This window comes from Neisseria sp. 20925_1_37 (genome assembly GCF_041433255.1).
Taxonomy (GTDB): domain Bacteria; phylum Pseudomonadota; class Gammaproteobacteria; order Burkholderiales; family Neisseriaceae; genus Neisseria; species Neisseria flavescens_D.
Window position 1 is genome coordinate 92386 of record NZ_JAPWBC010000007.1, and the last position, 23388, is coordinate 115773.

General features: G+C 48.7%; 22 protein-coding genes. 9 read left to right on the forward strand and 13 right to left on the reverse strand.

What is annotated here, in order from left to right; translation table 11 throughout:
- The first annotated feature begins 277 nt into the window (after window positions 1–277).
- Complete coding sequence (locus tag O3661_RS07235) at window positions 278–1702, forward strand: DEAD/DEAH box helicase (RefSeq protein ID WP_371492842.1); 1425 nt, start codon at window positions 278–280, stop codon at window positions 1700–1702.
- Between the two features lie 126 nt (window positions 1703–1828).
- On the opposite strand, the gene leuB is transcribed toward O3661_RS07235, so the two are convergent.
- From leuB to leuC, 8 genes are all read right to left on the reverse strand, one after another.
- Window positions 1829–2899: a 3-isopropylmalate dehydrogenase gene (leuB, locus tag O3661_RS07240; protein WP_004520344.1), complete on the reverse strand. Its 1071-nt coding sequence runs from the start codon at window positions 2897–2899 to the stop codon at window positions 1829–1831.
- Window positions 2900–2948: 49 nt separating this feature from the next.
- Window positions 2949–3803: a DUF1444 domain-containing protein gene (locus tag O3661_RS07245; RefSeq protein WP_371492844.1), complete on the reverse strand. Its 855-nt coding sequence runs from the start codon at window positions 3801–3803 to the stop codon at window positions 2949–2951.
- A gap of 24 nt (window positions 3804–3827) precedes the next feature.
- Window positions 3828–4289 carry a YhcH/YjgK/YiaL family protein gene (locus tag O3661_RS07250; RefSeq protein WP_371492845.1) on the reverse strand — a complete coding sequence of 154 codons (462 nt, stop codon included), beginning with the start codon at window positions 4287–4289 and terminating at the stop codon, window positions 3828–3830.
- 64 nt (window positions 4290–4353) lie between these two features.
- Window positions 4354–4995 (reverse strand): 3-isopropylmalate dehydratase small subunit, encoded by a 642-nt coding sequence (leuD, locus tag O3661_RS07255; RefSeq protein ID WP_003677355.1) that lies wholly within the window; start codon window positions 4993–4995, stop codon window positions 4354–4356.
- A 71-nt stretch (window positions 4996–5066) separates the two neighbouring features.
- Window positions 5067–5204, reverse strand: a complete 138-nt coding sequence (locus O3661_RS07260) for an entericidin (protein WP_371492846.1) — start codon at window positions 5202–5204, stop codon at window positions 5067–5069.
- 33 nt (window positions 5205–5237) lie between these two features.
- The gene (locus O3661_RS07265; RefSeq protein ID WP_371492848.1) at window positions 5238–5375 is read right to left on the reverse strand and encodes an entericidin A/B family lipoprotein; all 138 of its coding nucleotides are present in this window, start codon (window positions 5373–5375) and stop codon (window positions 5238–5240) included.
- A gap of 221 nt (window positions 5376–5596) precedes the next feature.
- On the reverse strand, window positions 5597–5818 hold the full coding sequence (locus O3661_RS07270; protein WP_371492849.1) for a hypothetical protein: 222 nt from the start codon (window positions 5816–5818) through the stop codon (window positions 5597–5599).
- A gap of 129 nt (window positions 5819–5947) precedes the next feature.
- A complete protein-coding gene (gene leuC, locus O3661_RS07275; protein WP_371492850.1) occupies window positions 5948–7357 on the reverse strand; it encodes a 3-isopropylmalate dehydratase large subunit in 1410 nt (469 codons plus the stop codon).
- A gap of 264 nt (window positions 7358–7621) precedes the next feature.
- On the opposite strand from leuC, the gene gshA reads away from it, so the two are divergent.
- The 7 genes from gshA (at window position 7622) to O3661_RS07310 (ending at window position 17035) form a co-directional block, all read left to right on the forward strand.
- Window positions 7622–8980 carry a glutamate--cysteine ligase gene (gene gshA / locus O3661_RS07280; RefSeq protein ID WP_371492851.1) on the forward strand — a complete coding sequence of 453 codons (1359 nt, stop codon included), beginning with the start codon at window positions 7622–7624 and terminating at the stop codon, window positions 8978–8980.
- Between the two features lie 100 nt (window positions 8981–9080).
- Window positions 9081–10151 carry a magnesium/cobalt transporter CorA gene (gene corA, locus O3661_RS07285; protein WP_371492852.1) on the forward strand — a complete coding sequence of 357 codons (1071 nt, stop codon included), beginning with the start codon at window positions 9081–9083 and terminating at the stop codon, window positions 10149–10151.
- Between the two features lie 114 nt (window positions 10152–10265).
- Window positions 10266–10748, forward strand: a complete 483-nt coding sequence (locus O3661_RS07290) for an acyl-CoA thioesterase (RefSeq protein WP_036490948.1) — start codon at window positions 10266–10268, stop codon at window positions 10746–10748.
- Window positions 10749–10875: 127 nt separating this feature from the next.
- Entirely contained in the window at window positions 10876–13647 is a 2772-nt protein-coding gene (gyrA, locus tag O3661_RS07295; protein WP_371492853.1) for a DNA gyrase subunit A, read from the forward strand.
- 64 nt (window positions 13648–13711) lie between these two features.
- Entirely contained in the window at window positions 13712–15553 is a 1842-nt protein-coding gene (uvrC, locus tag O3661_RS07300; protein WP_070649733.1) for an excinuclease ABC subunit UvrC, read from the forward strand.
- A 27-nt stretch (window positions 15554–15580) separates the two neighbouring features.
- Entirely contained in the window at window positions 15581–16330 is a 750-nt protein-coding gene (gene aroD, locus O3661_RS07305) for a type I 3-dehydroquinate dehydratase (protein WP_371492855.1), read from the forward strand.
- 135 nt (window positions 16331–16465) lie between these two features.
- Window positions 16466–17035, forward strand: coding sequence for an acetate uptake transporter (locus O3661_RS07310; RefSeq protein ID WP_371492856.1), 570 nt, complete (start codon window positions 16466–16468; stop codon window positions 17033–17035).
- A gap of 77 nt (window positions 17036–17112) precedes the next feature.
- Here the strand turns inward: O3661_RS07310 and yfaE are convergent, their stop codons facing one another.
- The 4 genes from yfaE to nrdA all read right to left on the reverse strand — a co-directional run bounded on the left by yfaE (window position 17113) and on the right by nrdA (window position 21865).
- Window positions 17113–17412: a class I ribonucleotide reductase maintenance protein YfaE gene (yfaE, locus tag O3661_RS07315; RefSeq protein WP_003686421.1), complete on the reverse strand. Its 300-nt coding sequence runs from the start codon at window positions 17410–17412 to the stop codon at window positions 17113–17115.
- A 61-nt stretch (window positions 17413–17473) separates the two neighbouring features.
- Window positions 17474–17851 (reverse strand): hypothetical protein, encoded by a 378-nt coding sequence (locus O3661_RS07320; RefSeq protein ID WP_009427512.1) that lies wholly within the window; start codon window positions 17849–17851, stop codon window positions 17474–17476.
- A 75-nt stretch (window positions 17852–17926) separates the two neighbouring features.
- Window positions 17927–19060, reverse strand: a complete 1134-nt coding sequence (nrdB, locus tag O3661_RS07325) for a class Ia ribonucleoside-diphosphate reductase subunit beta (protein ID WP_049331034.1) — start codon at window positions 19058–19060, stop codon at window positions 17927–17929.
- Between the two features lie 525 nt (window positions 19061–19585).
- Window positions 19586–21865 (reverse strand): class 1a ribonucleoside-diphosphate reductase subunit alpha, encoded by a 2280-nt coding sequence (nrdA, locus tag O3661_RS07330; RefSeq protein ID WP_371492857.1) that lies wholly within the window; start codon window positions 21863–21865, stop codon window positions 19586–19588.
- A gap of 391 nt (window positions 21866–22256) precedes the next feature.
- Between nrdA and O3661_RS07335 the strand changes: the two genes are divergently transcribed.
- Entirely contained in the window at window positions 22257–22589 is a 333-nt protein-coding gene (locus O3661_RS07335; RefSeq protein ID WP_371492858.1) for a stress response protein, read from the forward strand.
- 51 nt (window positions 22590–22640) lie between these two features.
- Here the strand turns inward: O3661_RS07335 and O3661_RS07340 are convergent, their stop codons facing one another.
- Window positions 22641–23375 carry an epoxyqueuosine reductase QueH gene (locus O3661_RS07340; RefSeq protein ID WP_371492860.1) on the reverse strand — a complete coding sequence of 245 codons (735 nt, stop codon included), beginning with the start codon at window positions 23373–23375 and terminating at the stop codon, window positions 22641–22643.
- Between the last annotated feature and the right edge of the window lie 13 nt (window positions 23376–23388).

Here is a 23388-nt window from a genome sequence, read left to right on the forward strand (position 1 = left end):
TTTTTGCTTGACTGTTATCCATAAAATCTATATTATCCGCTGTTCGCCTTTTGATACGAAGCCATCGTCATCCAACCTAAACCGCTGTTTCGGGCGCGTTTCTTTTATTGCTTGCATATTTGCAAAGCCTTTTCTGTGCAGGTTGTCGTCGATGTTAACCACAAGCAAGATGCTTGCGACAACCCTGTAACTTCACATTTTCCGTATCGTTACTTTCCTTTGCTTCAGGTCGTCTGAAATTGTTCAGGCGTGCGCGTTGTTGTCTCTTAGGATAGATATGTCTATTAAATTTGCCGATTTGAACCTTGATAAAAACATTTTGTCTGCCGTAAGCAGCGAGGGTTATGAAAGCCCAACCCCGATTCAGGCGCAAGCGATTCCGTTTGCTTTGGACGGCCGCGATATTATGGCTTCGGCGCAAACCGGTTCAGGCAAAACCGCAGCCTTCCTGCTGCCGACTTTGCAAAAACTGACCAAGCGCAGCGAAAAACCGGGCAAAGGCCCGCGCGCTTTGGTATTGACCCCGACCCGCGAACTGGCGGCTCAAGTGGAAAAAAACGCGCTGGCGTATGCTAAAAATATGCGTTGGTTCCGTACTGTCAGCATTGTTGGAGGTGCATCTTTCGGCTATCAAACCCGTGCTCTGAGCAAACCGGTTGACCTGATTGTCGCTACTCCAGGCCGTCTGATGGATTTGATGCAGAGCGGTAAAGTTGATTTTGATCGTTTGGAAGTGCTGATTCTGGACGAAGCCGACCGTATGTTGGACATGGGTTTTATCGACGACATCGAAACCATCGTGGAAGCAACGCCGAGCGACCGTCAGACTTTGTTGTTCTCAGCCACTTGGGACGGCGCAGTGGGCAAGCTGGCGCGCAAACTGACCAAAGACCCTGAAACCATCGAAGTTGAGCGCGTGGATGATCAAGGCAAAATCGAAGAGCAGCTGTTGTACTGCGACGATATGCGCCACAAAAACCGCCTGCTCGACCACATTTTGCGCGATGCCAATATCGATCAATGCGTAATTTTCACGTCCACCAAAGCCATGACCGAAGTCATCGCGGATGAATTGTACGAAAAAGGTTTTGCCGCCAACTGCCTGCACGGTGATATGCCGCAAGGCTGGCGTAACCGTACGCTGATGGACTTGCGCAAAGGCCGCTGCAAAATTTTGGTTGCCACCGACGTTGCCGCACGCGGTATCGACGTACCGACCATTACCCACGTTATCAACTACGACTTGCCCAAACAGGCTGAAGACTACGTTCACCGCATCGGCCGTACCGGCCGCGCAGGCCGCACCGGTATTGCGATTACTTTTGCCGAAGTAAACGAATACGTCAAAGTACACAAAATTGAAAAATACATCGGCCGCAAATTACCTGAGCTGACCATCGAAGGCATGGAGCCGACACGCAAACGCAAATCTGCCGGCGGCAAACCAAAAGGCAAAGGCGGCTGGGGCGATCGTAAATCCGGAGGCTGGCGCGGCGATAAGAAACCGGCTAAAGAAGGCTTCGGCGGCAAATCTCGCGGCGAAGGCCATAAAAAAGACGGTTTCAAGAAAGATGGCTTTAAGAAAGATGGCTTTAAGAAAGATGGTTTCAAAAAAGCTGACGGTTTCAAAAAAGGCGGCGAAGGCTTTAAAGGCAAGCGCAAGTCTAACGATAGCTTTGGCGGCAAACATAAAAAAGGTTGATTGCTTCAATCTTAAGACCATCTGAAAAGACATAAGGGCGTGTGAAGACACGCCCTTTTTTATGATTTCAAGTTTCGTATAGAAAAAAGCGTGGGATTAGTCCCACGCTTTTTTTCAGACGGCCTCTTACAAAGCGGCCAATACGGCATCGCCCATTTCGGAGCAGGAAACCAGTTTGGTACCTTCTTCGTAAATGTCGCCGGTACGCAAACCTTGTTGCAGTACTTTTTGTACGGCGTTTTCAACTTGTTGAGCGCGTGCCTCGTCATTTAGGCTGTAACGCAGCAACATGGCGAGGGACAAAACGGTTGCCAGCGGATTGGCTTTGTTTTGACCGGCAATGTCAGGAGCGGAGCCGTGAGAAGGTTCGTACAGGCCTTTGCCGTTTTCGTCCAAAGAAGCAGAAGGCAGCATACCGATGGAGCCGGTCAGCATAGACGCTTCGTCAGACAGAATGTCGCCGAAGATGTTGCCGGTGGCAATCACGTCAAACTGTTTCGGTGCGCGTACCAACTGCATGGCGGCGTTGTCGACGTACATATGGGAGAGCTCGACATCAGGGTATTCTTTGCCGATTTCTTCAAAGATTTCGCGCCACAGTTCGGTGGTTTCCAAAACGTTGGCTTTGCCTACGGAGCAGACTTTTTTGCTGCGTTTTTGGGCGGATTGGAAGGCAACGTGGGCAATACGGCGGATTTCGCTTTCGCTGTATTTCATGGTGTTGTAGCCTTCGCGTTCGCCGTTTTCCAAAACACGGATGCCGCGCGGTTCGCCAAAGTAAATATCGCCGGTCAGTTCGCGTACGATAAGGATGTCGAGGCCTGCTACGATTTCCGGTTTCAGAGTGGAAGCATTGGCCAGCTCTTTATACAAAATGGCAGGGCGCAGGTTGGCAAACAGATTCAAGTCTTTACGGATGGCTAACAAGCCGCGCTCAGGGCGCAGTGGACGGTCGAGATTATCGTATTGAGGAGAACCGACTGCACCAAGCAGGACCGCATCGGCTTTACGGCAAAGGTTTTGCGTGAATTCTGGATAAGGATGGCCGTATTCGTCATAGGCTTCGCCGCCCAAAGGTGCGTATTCGTAGCTGACATCCAAACCTTGTTCGATAAGTTTGTCGAGTACACGGACGGTTTCTGCAACGATTTCAGGGCCGATGCCGTCGCCGCGCAAGATAGCGATATGTTTGGTCATTTTGTTTTTCCTTGAGTTGGGGGAATGGGGCTATGCCGTCTGAACGGTATCATACGGGTTGGAAAAGCGTGATTGTACCATTGTGGTATTGGTAAAGCTGTTCGGAAACAGCGTAGGGGTCGTTTTGGGCGATTTCCCGGGCAATTTCCAACATGGCGGCAACAGCATCGTGGTCGGATGGGCTGCACAATGCGAGAAAATCACGTGAGGGAATAGCGAACACGGGGTCTGCCGTAAGCTGTCGGTCATTTGCCAAGATGTCGTCCAATATCAGAATCAGTGCGGATTCGTTGTCATCATTGGAGATAACTTGCGTCAGTGTGCCGTTTTCGAGATGTTCAGTGCGGAGCTTGCCGGCAGTTTCACGCCTGAGGTTGGCAAGGGCAATGCTGTGCAGGGCATCTGTATCGGGGATGCCGAGTCTTTCCATGTCTTTCGTGCCGAACGAACGTATGATGTTGCCCATGTGTGCGACGTACATCACCAGCAGGTTGTCTGCCAGCGGACGGTAGAGCAGCAGCGTTTCCGCGTCGGGAAGGGGATCGTGGTTTTGGCTGAGCAGATTGTTTAAAAACGCGGTATCTTTGATGATGGGCAGGATGTTGTCTACGGTCATTGTGCTGTCGGCTTCTGCCATTTCTCGGACAACTTTGGCATTTAGGGCGATGATTTCATCCAAAGCTTCGGGGTTTTGCAGGTAATGGGCGTAGTGGTTGCCCAGATAGGCGCAGGGATTGTCCTGCCCTTCGCCAAGCAGAATCAGAACGCTGGTGTCGTCCAAGCTGCTGCCCCAACGGATTTCGGTGTCGAGTCGGTGTTTGGATTGCAGACGTTCGGCAAAATAGCTGACGAACCCGCGCCAGTCCATCAGTTTGGATTTGAAGAGTTTTTTCAATAAAGACATAATGTTGATGTCGTCTGAAAGGGTTTACAGGCGTTCGGCCTCGATGCGGATTTTAAAAACGACTTTGCGTATGTTCGCCCTGTCGCCGACCAATGGAGCATGCGCATCATTCGGGAAAAATAGCGCAAATTCGCCGGGCTCCAAGGTTAACCAGGTTTCCGGCTTGCAGTTGAAAAACTCGATATCGCGCTTTTCGTTGTAGCCTAAACCGTTTTTCAGACGGCCTCTGTCTATCCAGCCATACGTTTCGCTGCCATCAATCGGTGTTTGAATATCAATATGTTTTAAGTGCGCTTCTGGCTGGGCTTTGCCTTTAGTCCTCATCGGCTCGCTGCCGATAAAAATACGGATATTGGGATTCTCGCATGGCACTTGACCGTCCGGCAGCTTGGTAAAATCCAAGGTCTGCAACAGATGGAAGGCTTCGGCAAAGTCGGGATGCAAGGCAGCGTAGCGAGTGGCATTGCTTATGGTGTCGGTAATCATAGTATATTTGTATAGATTAAAGGCCGTCTGAAACACTTAAATTTTTCAGATGGCCTTTTGTATATCAACCGTTAAACAGCCAAGGCTGGCTTTGGCGGCGTTTTTCTTCAAAGGCGTGAATTTCGTCAGCGTGTTGCAAGGTCAGGCCGATTTCGTCCAAGCCGTTTAAGAGGCAGTGTTTGCGGTGTTCGGTAATGTCGAAGGTGAATGTTTCGCCGCTAGGGGTGGTCAGGGTTTGCTCGGCAAGATCGATGGAGAGCTGATAGCCTTCGTTGGCTTCAACTTCTTTGAAAAGCTGGTCAACCTGTTCTTCTGTCAAAACGATAGGCAAAAGGCCGTTTTTGTAGCAGTTGTTGAAGAAGATGTCGGCGAAGCTGGGGGCGATGACGGCGCGGAAGCCGTAGTCGTCCAATGCCCAAGGGGCGTGTTCGCGTGAAGAGCCGCAACCGAAGTTTTTACGCGTCAACAGGATTTGTGCGCCTTGATAGCGTGGCTGGTTCAGAGAGAAATCCGGATTTAACGGGCGTTTGCTGTTGTCCATGCCTGGTTCGCCGTGGTCGAGGTAACGCCATTCATCAAAGGCATTGGGGCCGAAGCCGCTGCGTTTGATTGATTTCAAAAATTGTTTGGGGATGATGGCATCGGTATCGACGTTGCTGCGGTCGAGCGGAGCGACGATGGCGGTAATTTTGGTAAAGGCTTTCATGTTCTGTACTTTTTGTTTTGTCGAGGATTTATAAATGCCCCGATTTTCGGGGCATTTATGTTTAAATTTGTTTAGTAGGTTTTGACATTTTCGGCAGTATTGCTAACAGCAGTACCGGCAGCGCTGACATCTTTAGCTACACCTGAAATGGTATTGCAAGCAGAGAGCAAGGTAATGGTAGCCAGTGCGATAAGTGCAAATTTTTTCATAATATGAATTCCTACGTGAAATTGGATTTTAGATTAGTAATTTTTTACAGACTCAGCAGAACCGCTGACAGCATTACCGGCGGCACTAACGTCTTTGCCCATGCCAGAAATAGTGTTGCAGGCGGACAGTAAGGTCATGGCAGCCAAAGCGATGAGGGCGAATTTTTTCATTTGAAGCTCCTTATAGTTTGAAAAGTACAGTCTGTTTTACTGTGTCTCTAATAATATTCGGCATCTTCACAAAAGGCAATAGCCCGTATAAATGAAAAAATGCTAATGATCTGAATAAAAGTAAGGATTTTATTAACGATCTTTATAGTTTATTCATGGTGGTTGTGTGTCAGGCTGCCTGAAGATATATTTTTAGGCAGCCTTGTTCAAAGAAGGTAAGTTTATTTGGTTGCTTCTTCGATTTTTTCTCCAACATGGCTCATGCCACGACCTACGGCATTACCGCCTTTTTTAACGGCTTCTTCGGTTTTATCGGCTACGCGCTCGGCAGTCTCTTTGGTTTTGTCCCAATTGCGGCTGGTATCGTCTTTTGCGCCGGACCAAGTGCTGGAACAAGCTGACAGGATAAGGGCTGCGGCAGCCAATGCAAACAGTTTTTTCATACTAGATTCCTTTCAAGTTATCAATGATTAAGAAGGTTTTCGGACGTTTTGCGCAATATAATAAGAAAACTTGCTTAAGCAAGGTATTGTTTCAGTCGGCCTAATGAATAAAGGCCGTCTGAAAATATTTTAAGCCATAGTGCGGATATCGGTAAAGTGGCCGGTCACCGCGGCTGCGGCTGCCATGGCAGGGCTGACGAGGTGGGTGCGTCCGCCGTTGCCTTGACGGCCTTCAAAGTTACGGTTGGAAGTAGAGGCGCAACGTTGTCCCGAGGTCAGGCGGTCGGCATTCATGGCGAGGCACATAGAGCAGCCCGGCTCGCGCCATTCAAAACCGGCTTCGATAAATACTTCGTGCAAGCCTTCTTTTTCGGCCTGTTCTTTAACCAAACCGGATCCGGGAACAATCAATACGCGTTGTACATTGTCCGCTTTTTTACGACCTTTGGCGATGGCGGCGGCTTCGCGCAAGTCTTCGATACGGCTATTGGTGCAAGAGCCGATAAAGACGATATCGACAGGAATTTCGTTTAATGGCGTACCGGCTTCCAAGCCCATGTATTCAAGGGCGCGTTCCATGCCGCTGCGTTTGACCGGATCGGCTTCTTCGGCGGGATTAGGCACTTTGCCGCTGATGTCCAAAACCATTTCAGGTGATGTTCCCCAGGTTACTTGAGGTTCGATGTCTTCGGCTTTGAAGTGGTATTCTTTATCGAATACTGCGCCTTCGTCAGACACCAGCGTGCGCCAGTACTCGACGGCTTTGTCCCACGCTTCGCCTTTAGGTGCGAAAGGTTTGCCTTTTACATAGTCGATGGTGGTTTGGTCGACGGCAACCATGCCTGAGCGCGCACCGGCTTCGATCGCCATATTGCACAAGGTCATGCGGCCTTCCATAGAAAGGCTGCGGATGGCTTCGCCGCCAAACTCAATGGCGTAACCTGTACCACCGGCCGTACCGATTTGACCGATGATGTAAAGTGCCACGTCTTTGGCGGTAACACCGGGTTTCAGACGACCTTCAACGGAAATCAGCATGGATTTGGATTTTTTTGCGGTAATACATTGGGTTGCCATGGTGTGCTCGACTTCGGAAGTGCCGATACCGTGCGCTAATGCGCCGAATGCGCCGTGGGTAGAAGTGTGAGAGTCGCCGCAGACAACAGTCATGCCGGGCAGGGTAGCACCTTGCTCCGGGCCCATAACGTGCACAATGCCTTGACCTTTATCCATGAACGGGAAGTAGGCGAGTGCGCCAAACTCTTTAATGTTTTTGTCCAAAGTATCGACTTGCAGTTTGGAAATCGGGTCTTGAATACCTTTGTCCCAGTCGCCGGTCGGGGTGTTGTGATCGGCTGTGGAGACTACGCTGTCGATACGCCAGAGTTTGCGGCCGGCCATTTTCAAGCCTTCAAATGCTTGCGGGCTGGTTACTTCGTGAACCAGGTGGCGGTCGATGTAAAGCAGGACAGTGCCGTCTTCTTCTTCGCGGACGACGTGGCTGTTCCAAAGTTTATCGTAAAGGGTTTGTGCGCTCATGATGAGTATTCTTTGCTATTGGTAGGTATGAATGATGGTTTGCGTTTATGGGCGGATTTTAGGCTTTTTATAGGGGCTGCGCAATAGGAATTTGTCCAATTTTTAAAATTTGTTGCAAAGTTTCAAAAACACTTGTAAAAAATTAGACAAATTGTAGAATTGTTGACAAAAAGATGCATCTTATCTGAAAGAATGCTTGTCGAAATGTACTAAAAAGTTCTATCATTCTCACTCAACATCCACACTTACCAAGAGGTATAGAGAATGAAATTACCGGTAATGGCTCCTGAGCATCTGACTCAATTGCGGGAATTTGAGAAAAAAGTCCTTGCCAATCATGCCAAAATCGAAGCATGGTTCCGTTCGCATTGGAACGAACACCGTCCGCCGTTTTATGGTTCGGTTGACATCCGTAACGCCGGTTACAAAATTTCATCTATTGATATGAACCTGTTTCCGGGCGGCTTCAATAATTTGAATCCCAACTTTATCCCGCTGGCGGCAGTTGCCGCGCAAGATGCGGTGCAGCGTGCATGTGAAACGGCCAAATCCGTATTGATTATTCCTGAAAACCACACGCGCAACACATTCTATCTGCAAAACGTTTACGCCCTCAGCGAGATTTTGCGTTCTGCAGGATATGAAGTCCGTTTGGGCAGCCTGAATCCTGAAGTGACCGAGCCAACCGAGTTTGAAACCGCATTAGGCGACAAAATTTTGCTTGAGCCTTTATTGCGTACCCGTGAGCGTGTACATCTTGCCGACGGTTTCTCGCCTTGCGTTGTTTTGTTGAACAATGACTTGTCTGCGGGTGTTCCTGAAATCCTTAAAGGTATCAACCAAACCGTTTTGCCGCCATTGCACGGCGGCTGGACGACTCGCCGTAAAACCGAACACTTCGGCGCGTACAACCAAGTTGCAGCCGACTTTGCCAAATTGATTGACATCGATGAATGGCAAATTAACCCTTATTTTGAAAAAATCAGCGGTTTGGATTTCCAAGAGCGTGAAGGCGAGGATGCATTAGCAGGCGCGGTAGAGCGTGTATTGGCGAAAATTCAAGCCAAATACGACGAATTGGGTATTGCTGACCAGCCTTTCGTTATTGTGAAAGCTGACGCAGGTACTTACGGCATGGGCGTAATGAGCGTTAAATCTGCGGATGAAGTGCGCGGCTTGAACCGTAAAAACCGCAATAAAATGGCGAAAGTCAAAGAAGGTTTGGAAGTCAGCGAAGTCATTGTCCAAGAAGGTATTTATACCTACGAAACCATGAACGGCGCCGTGTGCGAACCTGTCGTGTATATGATGGACCGTTTTGTAATCGGCGGTTTCTTCCGTGTACACGAAGGCCGTGGCGCAGACGAAAACCTCAATGCCGGTGGCATGGTGTTTGTGCCACTGTCCAACAGCATCCCCACCGGCAGCGGCGACAACTCCCAAGAAGCCCCTGAAGCCTGCAAACGCGTATTCGAACAATGGGATTCGCTCGGTATGCCACGCTCCGAAAAAGACTGCGACGTGGATAACGAACACAACCGCCTCTACGTTTACGGCGTAATGGCACGCTTGTCCTTGCTCGCTGCGGCATTAGAGTTGGAACAAACAGCGCCTCAAGCCTAATAAAACATTCATCTATATATCAGGCCGTCTGAAAATCAGTTTTCAGACGGCCTTTTATGTCTGTACAATCCATTCAAACCAATAAACATGATTTCTTTTTATGAATAAACCAGCCAATCCTGTTGAGACAAACGACAATCTGCAAGAGCAGGCCATGCAGCGCAGCAACACGGACAATGCGCCGCGTTCTGCCATCCACCAAACCTTATATTCCGCCGATACCTTTATTCAGCATGATTATCTTGCCGGAAAGGCTTTGCCCGATATTGCACGCCCTCGAGAAGGCCAAATCAACTGGCTGCATTTTGTCGGCATCAACGATGCTGCTTTGCTCAAACACGCGCTTGAGCCTTACGGCATCCATGAGCTGGTTATTGAAGACATTCTCAGCCGCAAACAGCGTCCGAAAATCGAAGACTACGGCAACTATGTGTTTACTGCCGCACAGGTTTACCATTACACCACCACGGGCAAGCTCCATTCCGACCAAGTGTATGTGATTATAGGCAAAGATTTTGTGTTGTCTTTCCAACAAAAACCGCTGGGCTTGTTCAGCCAGCTGCGCCGGCAGATGCACGAAAATCCGCACAATATTTTGAACAAAAATACGGCGTTTCTTGCTTATTGCCTGCTTGACCGCATTGTGGACGACTATTTCATTGTTTTGGAGTCGTACAACAACCGTGTCGAAGCAATAGACAAGTCCCTGTTTAAAAATGAAAACAGCGATATTCTCAGTAAGATTCACCGCCTCAAGCGTGATGCCGTCCGTCTGCGGCGCACGCTTTTACCATTGCGCGATGTGTTCTACCAACTGGCCGTACGCGGCGATTTTGCCATTTTCAAAGGCGAATCGACCGTCTATCTGCGCGACGTGTACGACCACAATATGCAGCTTATCGAATCGCTTGATGCTTCTCGAGATATGGTGTTGAGCATGATGGACATTTACCTTTCCTTCCAATCCAACCGCATGAACCAGCAAATGCGCGTGTTGACGGTTATTACCATCATCTTCATGCCGCTGACCGTCATTACCGGCATCTATGGCATGAACTTCGACAATATGCCCGAGCTACATTGGCATTACGGCTATTTCATGGTTTTGGGTGTGATGCTGTGCATCATTATCGGACTGCTGATTTTCTTTTCGCGTAGAAAATGGCTGTAAACAGGTAGGCAAGGGGTTGAAATTCAAAGATTAAAAACGGTAGAATAATTTTGCACACGTGCAGTCTGAAGTTTTCAGACAATTTAAAAATAAATATCAAAAGGAGAATAAACGATGAAACCGGAACGCCAACTTCCTTCCCATGAACTGATCATGTCCGAGCTGATGATGCCTTATACGGCAAACTTCAGTGGCAATGTTCACGGCGGCGATCTTTTGCGCCTGCTCGACCAAGTGGCATATTCCTGCGCCTGCCGTTACAGCGGTACCTATTGCGTTACTCTGTCTGTTGATAAAGTATTGTTTAAAGAGCCTATTCATGTCGGCGAACTGGTAACCTTTTACGCCAGTATCAACTACACCGGCCGTACTTCTATGGAAGTCGGTATTCGGGTTGAGGCGCAAAACATCCACACCGGCAAAGTGCGTCATACCAACAGCTGCTACTTCACCATGGTTGCCGTTGAAGACGGTAAGCCGGTTCCTGTACCGCCTTTGGAAATCAATACACCGCGCCAACGTTGCCGTTATGAAAGGGCTAAAAAGCGTAAAGAGTTGAGTCTGCAGGCTGCGAACGAAGATTCTGGCTGCAACTAAATTGAATTTATTAAATAATGAAGGCCGTCTGAAATCCTGTTTCAGACGGCCTTCACGCAAAAGCCATAAACTGCTTGTTTTGTGGTAGAATCAACAAGATTTTTGCCATACGAAATTACAGATAATCATGACCGACGCAACCATCCGCAACGACCATAAATTTGCACTTGAAACCCTGCCTGTCAGCCTTGAAGACGAAATGCGCAAGAGCTACCTCGATTACGCCATGAGCGTGATTGTGGGTCGAGCCCTGCCGGATGTCCGCGACGGTCTCAAGCCGGTACACCGCCGCGTGTTGTACGCGATGCACGAGTTGAAAAACAACTGGAATTCCGCCTATAAAAAATCGGCGCGTATCGTCGGTGACGTTATCGGTAAATACCACCCCCACGGTGATACGGCCGTTTACGACACCATCGTCCGTATGGCGCAAGATTTCTCCATGCGTTATGTGCTGATCGACGGTCAGGGCAACTTCGGTTCCGTTGACGGATTGGCCGCGGCAGCCATGCGTTATACCGAAATCCGCATGGAAAAAATTTCCCATGAAATGTTGGCGGATATTGAAGAAGAAACCGTCAATTTCGGCTCCAACTATGACGGCAGCGAACATGAGCCGCTGGTATTGCCGACCCGTTTCCCCGCGCTGCTAGTCAATGGTTCGTCCGGTATTGCCGTCGGTATGGCAACCAATATCCCGCCGCACAATTTAGGCGATACCATCAATGCCTGCCTGCGCTTGTTGGATGAGCCTGAAACTGAAATTGACGAGCTGATCAACATCATCCAAGCGCCCGATTTCCCAACAGGCGCAACTATTTACGGCTTGAGCGGCGTGCGCGAAGGCTATAAAACCGGCCGCGGCCGTGTAGTAATACGCGGTAAAACCCATATCGAGCCTATCGGTAAAAACGGTGAACGCGAAGCCATCGTTATCGATGAAATCCCATATCAAGTAAACAAAGCCAAGCTGGTTGAGAAAATCGGCGAGTTGGTACGCGAAAAAACGTTGGAAGGCGTATCCGACCTGCGCGATGAGTCCGACAAATCCGGTATGCGTGTCGTGATCGAATTGAAACGCAATGAAAATGCCGAAGTCGTTTTGAACCAACTCTACAAACTGACCCAGCTGCAAGACAGTTTCGGTATTAATATGGTGGCCTTGGTTGACGGCCAGCCGCGTTTGCTGAACCTGAAACAAATCCTGTCCGAGTTCCTGCGCCACCGTCGCGAAGTCGTTACCCGTCGTACTTTGTTCCGCCTGAAAAAAGCGCGTCATGAAGGCCATATTGCCGAAGGTAAAGCAGTTGCCTTGTCCAATATCGACGAAATCATCCGTCTGATTAAAGATTCTGCCAATGCGCCGGAAGCCAAAGAAAAACTGCTGTCCCGCCCATGGCACAGCAGCTTGGTTGAAGACATGCTCTGCCGTACGGATTTGGACATGCACATGATGCGCCCTGAAGGCTTGCCAGATAATTTGGGTCTGCACAGCCAAGGCTATTATCTGAGCGAATTGCAAGCCGATGCCATCCTGCGCATGAGCCTGCGCAACCTGACCGGCCTCGATCAGGAAGAAATTGTCGGCGAATATAAAAACCTGATGAGCAAAATCATTGATTTCGTGGATATTCTTTCCAAACCAGAGCGCGTTACCCAAATCATACGCGAAGAATTGGCAGACATTAAAGCCAACTTCGGCGACGAACGTCGCAGCGAAATTAATCCGTTTGGCGGCGATATTGCCGATGAAGACCTGATTCCGCAACGTGAAATGGTTGTTACCCTAACTCATGGCGGCTACATCAAAACCCAGCCGACTACCGATTATCAGGCGCAGCGTCGCGGCGGCCGCGGCAAACAGGCAGCGGCAACCAAAGACGAAGACTTTATCGAAACCCTGTTTGTTGCCAATACGCATGATTATTTGATGTGCTTTACCAATTTGGGCAAGTGCCATTGGATTAAAGTGTACAAACTGCCGGAAGGCGGCCGCAACAGCCGTGGTCGCCCGATTAACAACGTTATCCAATTGGAAGAGGGCGAAAAAGTCAGCGCGATTTTGGCCGTCCGTGAGTTCCCGGAAGACCAATACGTCTTCTTCGCCACCGCACAAGGCATGGTGAAAAAAGTCCAGCTGTCTGCATTTAAAAACGTCCGCAGCCAGGGCATCAAAGCCATTGCGCTTAAAGAAGGCGATTACTTGGTCGGCGCAGCGCAAACCGGCGGTGCGGGCGACATTATGTTGTTCTCTAACTTGGGCAAAGCCATCCGCTTTAACGAATATTGGGAAAAAACCGGTAACGATGAAGCAGAAGATGCAGATATCGAAACCGAAAACGAAGATTCAGACGGCCTGGATGATGAAAATGCCGAAAACGCATTGCCAAGCGGCAAACACGGTGTCCGTCCGTCCGGTCGTGGTAGCGGCGGTTTGCGCGGTATGCGCCTGCCGGCTGATGGCAAGATTGTCAGCCTGATTACCTTCGCCCCTGAAGCCGAACAAAGCAATTTGCAAGTATTGACCGCTACCGCCAACGGCTATGGCAAACGTACCCCTATTGCCGATTACAGCCGTAAAAACAAAGGCGGCCAAGGCAATATCGCCATCAATACCGGCGAGCGCAACGGCGATTTGGTTGCCGCGACTTTGGTCAGCGAAACCGACGACCTGATGCTGATTACCAGCGGCGGCGTCCTGATTCGTACCAAAGTTGAGCAAATCCGCGAGACCGGTCGTGCTGCCGCAGGTGTCCGCCTGATTAATCTGGATGAAGGCGAAACCTTGGTCAGCTTGGAGCGTGTGGCCGAAGAGGCTGAAGATGAAGCTGCTCTGGAAAGCGATGCAGCTGAAAACCAAGTGGTAGAAGCTGAAGATACCCCGTCTCAAGAATCTTAAACCTCAATGAAAAAGGCCGTCTGAAAAGTTTTCAGACGGCCTGCTTATTCCAAAAGAAAATCCCGTGAGCGCAACCGAACCGTTCGATTTACCTCTTTTTCTGAAAAATCTGCCCAATCTGCCGGGCGTGTACCGTTTTTTTGATGAAGACAACAATGTTTTGTATGTTGGCAAAGCGGTCAATCTCAAGCGGCGCGTTTCCAGCTATTTCCAAAAAAACGACCATTCGCCGCGCATCGCATTGATGGTAAAACAGGTTCACCATATCGAAACCACCATCACGCGTTCCGAAGCCGAAGCGCTGATTCTCGAAAACAACTTCATCAAAGCCTTGTCGCCGAAATACAATATTCTTTTCCGCGATGACAAAAGCTATCCTTATTTGATGCTCAGCGGCCATCAATATCCGCAAATGGCGTATTACCGCGGCACGCTGAAGAAACCAAATCAATATTTCGGCCCGTATCCTAACAGCAATGCCGTGCGCGACAGCATTCAAGTGTTGCAAAAAGTCTTTATGCTGCGTACCTGCGAAGACAGCGTATTCGAGCATCGCGATCGTCCTTGCCTGCTTTACCAAATCAAACGCTGCACCGCGCCTTGTGTCGGCCATATCAGCGAAGAAGATTATCGTGACAGCGTGCGTGAAGCCGCGACTTTCCTCAATGGCAAAACCGACGAATTGACGCGTACCTTGCAACACAAAATGCAAACCGCCGCCGCCAATCTGCAATTTGAGGAAGCAGCCCGTTACCGCGATCAAATTCAAGCGCTTGGCATCATGCAGAGTAATCAGTTTATCGACAGTAAAAATCCGAACAATCCCAACGATATTGATTTGCTCGCGCTGGCGGTTTCAGACGGCCTGGTTTGCGTACACTGGGTCAGCATCCGCGGAGGACGGCACGTCGGCGACAAAAGCTTTTTCCCCGACACCAAAAACGATCCCGAGCCAAACGGACAAGATTACGCCGAAGCCTTCGTCGCCCAACATTATCTGGGCAAAAGCAAACCCGACATCATCATCAGCAACTTTCCCGTTCCCGATGCGCTGAAAGAGGCTTTGGAAGGCGAACACGGCAAGCAGATGCAATTTGTCACCAAAACCATAGGCGAACGAAAAGTCTGGTTGAAAATGGCGGAACAAAACGCGCAAATGGCGATTGCACAACGCCGCCTGCAACAAAGCAGCCAGCAACACCGTCTTGACGAACTGGCAAAAATCCTCGGCATGGATTCAGACGGCCTCAACCGCCTTGAATGTTTCGATATCAGCCACACACAAGGCGAGGCCACTATTGCGTCCTGCGTTGTGTACGATGAGCAAAACATCCAGCCTTCGCAATACCGCCGCTACAACATCACGACCGCCAAGCCCGGCGACGACTACGCCGCCATGCGTGAAGTGTTGACGCGCCGTTATGGCAAAATGCAGGAAGCCGAAGCCAACGGCGAGGCCGTCAAATGGCCGGATGTCGTGTTGATTGACGGCGGCAAAGGGCAAATCGGCGTAGCCGTATCAGTATGGGAAGAACTTGGGCTGCACATTCCTTTGGTCGGTATCGCCAAAGGCCCTGAGCGCAAAGCCGGTATGGAAGAACTCATACTGCCTTTTACCGGCGAAGTCTTCCGCCTGCCACCCAACAGCCCGGCCTTGCATTTATTGCAAACCGTACGCGATGAATCGCACCGCTTTGCGATTACAGGTCACCGCAAAAAACGCGACAAAGCACGCGTTACTTCCTCACTCAGCGAAATCCCCGGTATCGGCAGCAAACGCCGCCAAGCATTGCTTACCCGATTCGGCGGTCTGCGCGGCGTGATTGCGGCCAGCCGCGAGGACCTGGAAAAAGTGGAAGGCATCAGCAAAGCATTGGCGGAAACCATTTACGAGCATCTGCACTGATTGGCTTGAAGAGCAAAAAGGAACAATATGAAACCTGTCATCATCAAAAATATCGAGATCGGCAAAGGCCTGCCTAAAATTGCCGTGCCGCTGGTGGCTGCCAATATGCAGGAATTGGAGCAGGCTTTGCACGTATTGAAAGATACGGCTGTTGACATTATTGAATTTCGTGCGGATTTTTTTCAAGCTGCGCTTGATGCCGATTTTATTGCCGAGCAATTAGGCATCGCTCGACAGGCTTTTCCTGACAAGCCCTTGCTATTTACGTTTAGAAGGGCGCAAGAGGGCGGCAATACGCCTTGTTCGGACGACTATTATTTTAAATTATTGGAAAAAATTATCCGGTCCAAACAAGCTGATATGATCGACATTGAGCTTTTTGCCGAGGAAAATGGCGTAAAACAAACCATAGCTTTGGCACATGAACATCAAACTGCCGCCTTGCTTTGCAATCACGATTTTCAAGCCACGCCGTCTTTGGCAGACATTACAGGCCGTCTGAAAACAATGGCTGAGTGGGGCGCGGATATCTGCAAAATTGCCGTCATGCCGCAATCGCCGCAAGATGTATTGACCTTATTACAGGCAACATATGATGTTTCACAAATTATCGACCGCCCGATTATTACTATGTCTATGGGTAAAATCGGAGCTGTCAGTCGCTTGGTCGGCTCGACTTTCGGCTCGGCCGTTACCTTTGGTGCGGCACAAAAAACGTCGGCCCCCGGACAAATTGATGCCAACGAATTGAGGAAAATCTTGGCAATTTTGGGATAGTTTAATTATTAATATTAAAGGCCATCTGAAAAATATTTTTCAGACGGCCTGATTTTTTTAAATTTATTTCTTTTAATTTTAAATAAAACCTGTAACAATGGGTTTCCTATTTCTAATAACTAGAGGAGAAATAAAATGACTACTACTAAAGAAAACTTGGCGAACCCAGGTCCAGTAGGCCTGTGTGGCTTTGCATTGACAACTTGGTTGCTCAGTCTGATTAACGGCGGCTTTTTTACTGCTCAAGAGGGTGTCGGCTTAGTTTTGGGCATGGCTCTCGCCTTTGGTGGTATCGCTCAAGTTATTGCCGGTATGTTTGAGTTCAAGAAAGGCAATACGTTTGGCTTTACCGCTTTTATCAGCTATGGCGCCTTCTGGTGGACATGGGCTTTGTTTATCATCTTTTTTAAAGGTGAAACAGCCCCGGCATTTATCGGTTGGTATCTCTGCGCATGGGGTATGTTTTCGCTGATGATGTTTGTGGCTACGTTGACCAAGCCTAAAGTATTGAGCGGTATTTTCTTTTTCTTGACACTGACTTTTTTTGCTTTAGGTATTGGCGATGGCATGGAAAATCATAGCATCGTCCATATCGGCGGTTGCTTAGGCTTGGTAACTGCACTTGGTGCGTTCTACTTGGCAGCGGCAGAGGTCATCAACGAATCTTTCGGCCGTACTGTTTTGCCGGTTGGCGAACGTAAATAAGGTTGCTTAAACAAAATGCCGTCTGAACGGTGGACATGAAATCAAAGATTTCGGCCACAATGTTCAGACGGCATTTTTTATTTGTCTTCAAATAAATCGACATCAAATAAATCCGGCTCTTTAATTCGCTCCCGACAATCAAGCTTGATGTCTTCAGTAACCCGGCAGCAGCACGGCAAAATTTCTCCGGGCGCGACAAAAGCGAGCGGAAAATTATCATAAGAGACTTTTCCATCCAAGATTTTAACCCGGCATGAACCGCAATAACCGCTGCGACATTGGTATTCAACTTCGTGTCCAGTGCGCTCCAAGCCCTCCAATAAGGTTTCGCCTTGTTGGAGTTGGAAGGTTTTGTCGTGTGTGCTAATGAGTGCCATGTGTGTTTTAGGGCATAGAGGCCGTCTGAACAATGTTTCAGACGGCCTTAAATATATAAATTCAAATAATCAAGCCTTTTTCCCACAAGGCCAAAACGACATGAAGCTGGCTGTTATATTTTTTTTCATTACCCACAATTTCGCGCCAGAAAACGGATTTTTTCTGATTTGCCCATTCGGGATCATTTTTTAAAAGGCTGACCGCTGCAACGGCATATTCTCCGTTTTTGGAATGTTTGGTTTTGACTTTTTCCGGGTTGATTCCTTTAACCAACCCCGCACGACACAATCCCAAAAATGCATTCTTTGGGCATCCTTTTTTTCTAATTGACTCCTTGATGGGAAATGATGCCGCAATCTCTGTCCAAGCTTGTTCCATATCTTCATATTTAGAATATGATTCAGCTGCTTTTACCGCAATGTCGCCATAAATCTTCATTTTTGGTTATACCTTGAGGATTGAAAAGAGATTTTCAGACGGCCGGTTACGCCCAAAGGCCGTCTGAAACGCGGTTTACAGCTCGAAATCGCCCAAATCGTCCGCGCTGACTTCCGAATCAATCTGACCGATTAAGTAAGAAGAAATTTCCACTTCCTGCGGCGCAACCTGTACATTGTCAGAAGACAGCCATGCGTTGATCCAAGGAATCGGATTTTGGGTCGCACCTTCAAATCCGGCAGGAAGGCCAACCGCCTGCATACGCAGATTGGTAATGTATTCAACGTATTGAGCCAGAATTTCTTTATTCAGGCCAATCATGGAACCGTCTTTAAACAGATAGGCCGCCCATTCTTTTTCCTGCTCGGCTGCTTTTTTGAAGAGATTGAAACACTCGTCCTGCAATTCATTCGCAATTTCAGCCATTTCAGGATCATCGGCACCGGCACGCATCAGGTTGAGCATATGCTGGGTGCTGGTCAGGTGCAGGGCTTCGTCGCGGGCAATTAGCTTGATGATTTTAGCGTTGCCTTCCATCAATTCACGCTCGGCAAAGGCGAACGAGCAGGCGAATGAAACGTAGAAGCGGATGGCTTCCAATACATTGACGCACATCAGGCAGAGATAGAGCTTTTTCTTCAACTCGCGCAAAGACACGGTAACGAGCTTGCCACCGATATTGTGCGAACCTTCGCCCAACAGATTGTAATACTGGGTGTATTCAATCAAATCATCGTAATAGCAGGCAATGTCTTCCGCACGGGCGATAATGTATTTGTTTTGTACAATATCATCGAACACGACTGATGGATCATTCACGATATTGCGGATGATATGAGTGTAGCTGCGCGAGTGGATGGTTTCGCTGAAGCTCCACGTTTCAATCCAAGTTTCCAGTTCGGGAATCGACACCAAAGGTAAGAACGCAACATTCGGGCTGCGGCCTTGGATCGAATCGAGCAGGGTTTGGTATTTCAGATTGCTGATGAAAATATGTTTTTCGTGTTCGGGCAAGTTCGCATAGTCGATACGGTCGCGCGACACGTCGATTTCTTCCGGCCGCCAGAAGAAAGATAATTGTTTTTCGATCAGTTTTTCAAATACTTCGTATTTCTGCTGGTCATAACGGGCGACATTTACCGGTTGACCGAAAAACATCGGCTCTTTAAGCGCGTCGTTTTTGGTCTTGGAAAAGGTGCTGTAGGACATAGTTAAATGTTCGCATGACATTGTAGAAATCCTTTAAATAAAAAAAGCCCGCAGTAAAAACTGCGAGCTGGTTATTATAACCGATTACCGTAATGGTGGTCGGCGAAAATGCTTGCGAACATGTTCGAAGTTGCCATTACGGAAACGACGATAAGCTCTTACAGGAACAGTTTTCCCGCGCATTCAAGCTCCCTTCGTAAAACACAAAGTGTATTTTTTATGTAGAAAACTAAACTCTACAAAAAATAAACACTTATATTGAGCTCACGAGAATTAGCTTGTACTAACCTTAAAATCGCAGTATCATTCGAATTCTAGCAATAAATCTAATGAAATCATACGATTGAGTTAGGTCTTTAGGTTTCTCATGAATGACCTAAAGAAATTTTTAACGTATTGGCGTACGTTAAAAATCTTTCAATAGCTTGATACATTGGCGTGTATCAAGCTATTTTCATTTTTTAGAAAACTTCTTATGTTCAGACGGCAGTTTAAATGCAAAAGGCCGTCTGAACTCCTTCTTTATCAAATCTTACAAGCCCCACCAGCACAGCCGTCATCTTGAATATCGGCTTGAGTATCGTCCGCACCGTCGCGGGTGTTGTGGTAGTACAGGGTTTTGACGCCGTATTTATAGGCGGTAAGTAGGTCTTTCAGCATTTGTTTCATGGAAACTTTGCTGCCTTCAAATTTGTTCGGGTCGTAGGCGGTATTGGCAGAAATCGATTGATCGACGAATTTTTGCATTACGCCGACAAGTTTCAGGTAGCCTTCGTTGCCGGGAAGCTGCCACAGGGTTTCGTAGGCATCTTTCAGGGTTTCAAATTCTGGTACGACTTGTTTCAAAATACCGTCTTTCGATGCTTTGACCGTTACCAATCCGCGTGGCGGCTCGATGCCGTTGGTGGCATTGGCAATTTGCGAGCTGGTTTCAGACGGCATGAGTGCGGTCAGGGTAGAGTTGCGCAGGCCGTATTTGACGATGTCGGCGCGCAGGCTTTCCCAGTCGTAGTGCAGAGGCTCACTGCACACGGCATCCAAGTCTTTTTTGTAGGTGTCGATGGGCAGTTTGCCTTGCGAATAAACGGTTTGGTTGAAGAGCGGGCATGCGCTGTATTCTTTGGCAAGGTTTACCGATGCTTTGAGCAGGTAATACTGCATGGCTTCAAAGGTGCGGTGGGTCAGGCCGAGGGCGGAGTCGTCGCTGTAACGTACGCCGTTTTTTGCCAGATAGTAGGCGTAGTTGATGACGCCGATGCCAAGCGTGCGGCGGTTCATGGTCGCGGTGCGTGCGGCTGCAACCGGATAGTCTTGATAATCCAGCAGGGCATCAAGTGCGCGTACGGTCAAATCGGCAAGCTCTTCCAGTTCGTCCAAGTTGTTCAATGCGCCCAAGTTGAAGGCGGATAAGGTACACAAGGCGATTTCGCCTTCTGCATCGTTGATGTTGTCCAAAGGCTTGGTCGGCAGGGCGATTTCCATGCACAAGTTGGACTGATGAACAGGCGCAACGCGCGGATCAAACGGACTGTGCGTGTTGCAGTGGTCAACGTTTTGGATGTAGATACGACCGGTACCGGCGCGCTCCTGCATCAGGGTGGAGAACAATTCTGTTGCCGGTAACGTGCGTTTGCGGATGTTTGGATCTTGCTCGTATTGAGTGTAGAGGCGCTCGAATTCGTCTTGGTCGGCGAAGAAGGCATCATACAAACCTGGAACTTCATTCGGTGAGAACAGGGTAATATTGCCGCCTTTAATCAAACGGGTGTACAGCAGGCGGTTGATTTGTACGCCGTAGTCCAGTTGGCGGATACGGTTGTCTTCTACGCCACGGTTGTTTTTCAATACCAACAGGCTCTCGGCTTCGATGTGCCACAATGGGTAGAACAAGGTTGCCGCGCCGCCGCGTACACCGCCTTGCGAGCAGGATTTAACTGCCGCTTGGAACATTTTGAAGAATGGGATACAGCCGGTGTGTTGCGCTTCGCCGCCACGGATTTCGCTGCCCAAGCCGCGGATACGGCCGGCGTTGATGCCGATGCCCGCGCGTTGGGAAACGTATTTTACGATCGCGCTGGTGGTAGCGTTGATGGAGTCGAGGCTGTCGTCGCATTCAATCAATACGCAGCTTGAGAATTGGCGCGTAGGCGTACGCACACCGCTCATGATCGGAGTAGGCAGCGATACTTTGAATGTGGAAACGGCGTCGTAAAAGCGTTTGACGTAATCCAAACGGGTCTCTTTCGGATATTTGCTGAAGAGACACATGGCCACCAAAATGTATAAGAACTGAGGCGTTTCATAAATTTGGCGGGTAACGCGGTTTTGAACCAGATATTTGCCTTCCAGCTGTTTTACGGCAGCATAAGAGAAGGTCATATCGCGGCTGTGGTCGATATAGGCATTCAGCTCGTCGAATTCTTCGCGGCTGTAATCTGCGATGATGTGGCGGTCGTATTTGCCTGCTTCGGTCAGTTTTTTAACGTGATCGTAGAGGTGAGGCGGTTCGAACTCGCCGTAAGCGATTTTGCGCAGATGGAAAATGGCGAGGCGGGCGGCCAGATATTGATAATCGGGTGTATCTTGTGAGATCAGGTCGGCCGCGGCCTTGATGATGGTCTCATGGATGTCATCGGTACGGATACCGTTGTAAAACTGAATATGTGATTTGAGCTCGACTTGCGATACGGAGACGTTTTGTAAGCCTTCCGCCGCCCAAGTAACAACACGGTGGATTTTGTCTAAATCGATATCTTCCAAGCGTCCGTCGCGTTTGGTTACTTTAATATTCGTTGCTGCATTCATTGTTCAGTCTTCCCATTAAAAAACACAAGATACGGTATGTGATTGCTTTGAACGGCACAATATAATGTATTTTTCTTTGTTTAACTAGACTTGACAATGCGCTTTTTTCGGGGTGTGGATTAGGGGATGGGAGGCTTAAACTAGATTTTATGTGGCTTTGTGGCGATTTGGCATTATTTTGAGTTTGCATCACATTTGGCCAGACATTGGCTAGAGGCTTATGAAATAAAGAAATTTATATTCAGGTTTCGTCTAAATGGAAGGTGTGTTAAATTTTGCAAAGCAAGTAGTATGATGTAGTAATTAACCACATTTTTGTCATGTAAAAAATGGGCGTTTTGCCGGTGCCCTGGCGAAACATATAATGGAAAAACTATTTAGGAGGCGAATCATGTTAATGTTGAAAAATTTAGGTTCCGCACTGGCGGCGGTTGCCGTATTGAGCTTGGGTGCTTATTCTGCCGAAGCGGCGGCCAAACCGAACGTCCATCAAGCGAGCAAACACCAGTATGCGAAGAAAAACAAATTGCATCCTGCTTGTAAAAGATACCTTGAGCGCCGTGCAGCTTGGTATCGCTACAAAGGCAACAAGGCCGAGTTGAGGGAAAACCGAAAAGCGGCAAAAGCGTTCCGCGGTTTGCCTTATGCCGAGCAAAAAATCCAATGCCAAGCCGCTTATCAGGCATTTGATGATTTTGATCACGGCAAATTCCGCCGCCGTTAATCGTCTGATTTAAACAAAGGCCGTCTGAATGTTTCAGACGGCCTTTGATATTTATTTCTCAACAATGATTTTGTTTTCGGCTTGAGGCTCGTATTGGGTGGATTCATCACCGTAATACAATACGCCCAGCTTGATGGGGATGCGGCCTTGCGATTTGCGGTGGGCATTGGAGTCACGCAGGGAGTAGGCGCAACCGCAGTATTCTTGTTGGTAGAAATGCTCGCGCTTACTGATTTCAATCATGCGTGCGCTGCCGCCGCCTTTGCGCCAGTTGAAATCCCAATAAACCAAGTCATCGTACGGCTCGGCAGCACGATGGCCGCAGCCGTTGATCTGTTTCATGTCTTTCCAGCGTGAAATGCCCAGTGAGCTGGTGAAAACATGGAAGCCGTTTTCATGGGCGTATTGCGCCGCTTTTTCAAAACGCATGTCGAAACACATGGTGCAGCGGATACCGCGTTCGGGTTCAAATTCCATGCCTTTGGCTTTGGCGAACCATTCTTTACGGTCGTTTTCGTAGTCATCGTCTTTATCGACAAAAGGGATGCCGAATTTGTCCGCAAAGCGCATATTTTCTTCTTTGCGCAACATATATTCTTTGTGCGGATGGATATTGGGGTTGTAAAAATAAATGGTGTAGTCAATGCCGCTGGCAAGCATGGCTTCCATCACTTCGCCGGAACATGGGGCGCAGCAGGAATGCAGCAGGACTTTTTTATAGCCGCCGGGCGGAACGAGAATAGGGCGGTCAATATCGGTAACGATAGGTGTGATTTTTTCGGTCATGGTTGTATTCTGT

What these genes read in the sequence shown, in the direction of transcription:
- O3661_RS07235 (WP_371492842.1), top strand. Translation starts at nt 278, where the DNA reads ATGTCTATTAAATTTGCCGATTTGAACCTTGATAAAAACATTTTGTCT.
- leuB (WP_004520344.1), bottom strand. Translation starts at nt 2,899, where the DNA reads ATGACCAAACATATCGCTATCTTGCGCGGCGACGGCATCGGCCCTGAA.
- O3661_RS07245 (WP_371492844.1), bottom strand. Translation starts at nt 3,803, where the DNA reads ATGTCTTTATTGAAAAAACTCTTCAAATCCAAACTGATGGACTGGCGC.
- O3661_RS07250 (WP_371492845.1), bottom strand. Translation starts at nt 4,289, where the DNA reads ATGATTACCGACACCATAAGCAATGCCACTCGCTACGCTGCCTTGCAT.
- leuD (WP_003677355.1), bottom strand. Translation starts at nt 4,995, where the DNA reads ATGAAAGCCTTTACCAAAATTACCGCCATCGTCGCTCCGCTCGACCGC.
- O3661_RS07260 (WP_371492846.1), bottom strand. Translation starts at nt 5,204, where the DNA reads ATGAAAAAATTTGCACTTATCGCACTGGCTACCATTACCTTGCTCTCT.
- O3661_RS07265 (WP_371492848.1), bottom strand. Translation starts at nt 5,375, where the DNA reads ATGAAAAAATTCGCCCTCATCGCTTTGGCTGCCATGACCTTACTGTCC.
- O3661_RS07270 (WP_371492849.1), bottom strand. Translation starts at nt 5,818, where the DNA reads ATGAAAAAACTGTTTGCATTGGCTGCCGCAGCCCTTATCCTGTCAGCT.
- leuC (WP_371492850.1), bottom strand. Translation starts at nt 7,357, where the DNA reads ATGAGCGCACAAACCCTTTACGATAAACTTTGGAACAGCCACGTCGTC.
- gshA (WP_371492851.1), top strand. Translation starts at nt 7,622, where the DNA reads ATGAAATTACCGGTAATGGCTCCTGAGCATCTGACTCAATTGCGGGAA.
- corA (WP_371492852.1), top strand. Translation starts at nt 9,081, where the DNA reads ATGAATAAACCAGCCAATCCTGTTGAGACAAACGACAATCTGCAAGAG.
- O3661_RS07290 (WP_036490948.1), top strand. Translation starts at nt 10,266, where the DNA reads ATGAAACCGGAACGCCAACTTCCTTCCCATGAACTGATCATGTCCGAG.
- gyrA (WP_371492853.1), top strand. Translation starts at nt 10,876, where the DNA reads ATGACCGACGCAACCATCCGCAACGACCATAAATTTGCACTTGAAACC.
- aroD (WP_371492855.1), top strand. Translation starts at nt 15,581, where the DNA reads ATGAAACCTGTCATCATCAAAAATATCGAGATCGGCAAAGGCCTGCCT.
- O3661_RS07310 (WP_371492856.1), top strand. Translation starts at nt 16,466, where the DNA reads ATGACTACTACTAAAGAAAACTTGGCGAACCCAGGTCCAGTAGGCCTG.
- yfaE (WP_003686421.1), bottom strand. Translation starts at nt 17,412, where the DNA reads ATGGCACTCATTAGCACACACGACAAAACCTTCCAACTCCAACAAGGC.
- O3661_RS07320 (WP_009427512.1), bottom strand. Translation starts at nt 17,851, where the DNA reads ATGAAGATTTATGGCGACATTGCGGTAAAAGCAGCTGAATCATATTCT.
- nrdB (WP_049331034.1), bottom strand. Translation starts at nt 19,060, where the DNA reads ATGTCCTACAGCACCTTTTCCAAGACCAAAAACGACGCGCTTAAAGAG.
- nrdA (WP_371492857.1), bottom strand. Translation starts at nt 21,865, where the DNA reads ATGAATGCAGCAACGAATATTAAAGTAACCAAACGCGACGGACGCTTG.
- O3661_RS07335 (WP_371492858.1), top strand. Translation starts at nt 22,257, where the DNA reads ATGTTAATGTTGAAAAATTTAGGTTCCGCACTGGCGGCGGTTGCCGTA.
- O3661_RS07340 (WP_371492860.1), bottom strand. Translation starts at nt 23,375, where the DNA reads ATGACCGAAAAAATCACACCTATCGTTACCGATATTGACCGCCCTATT.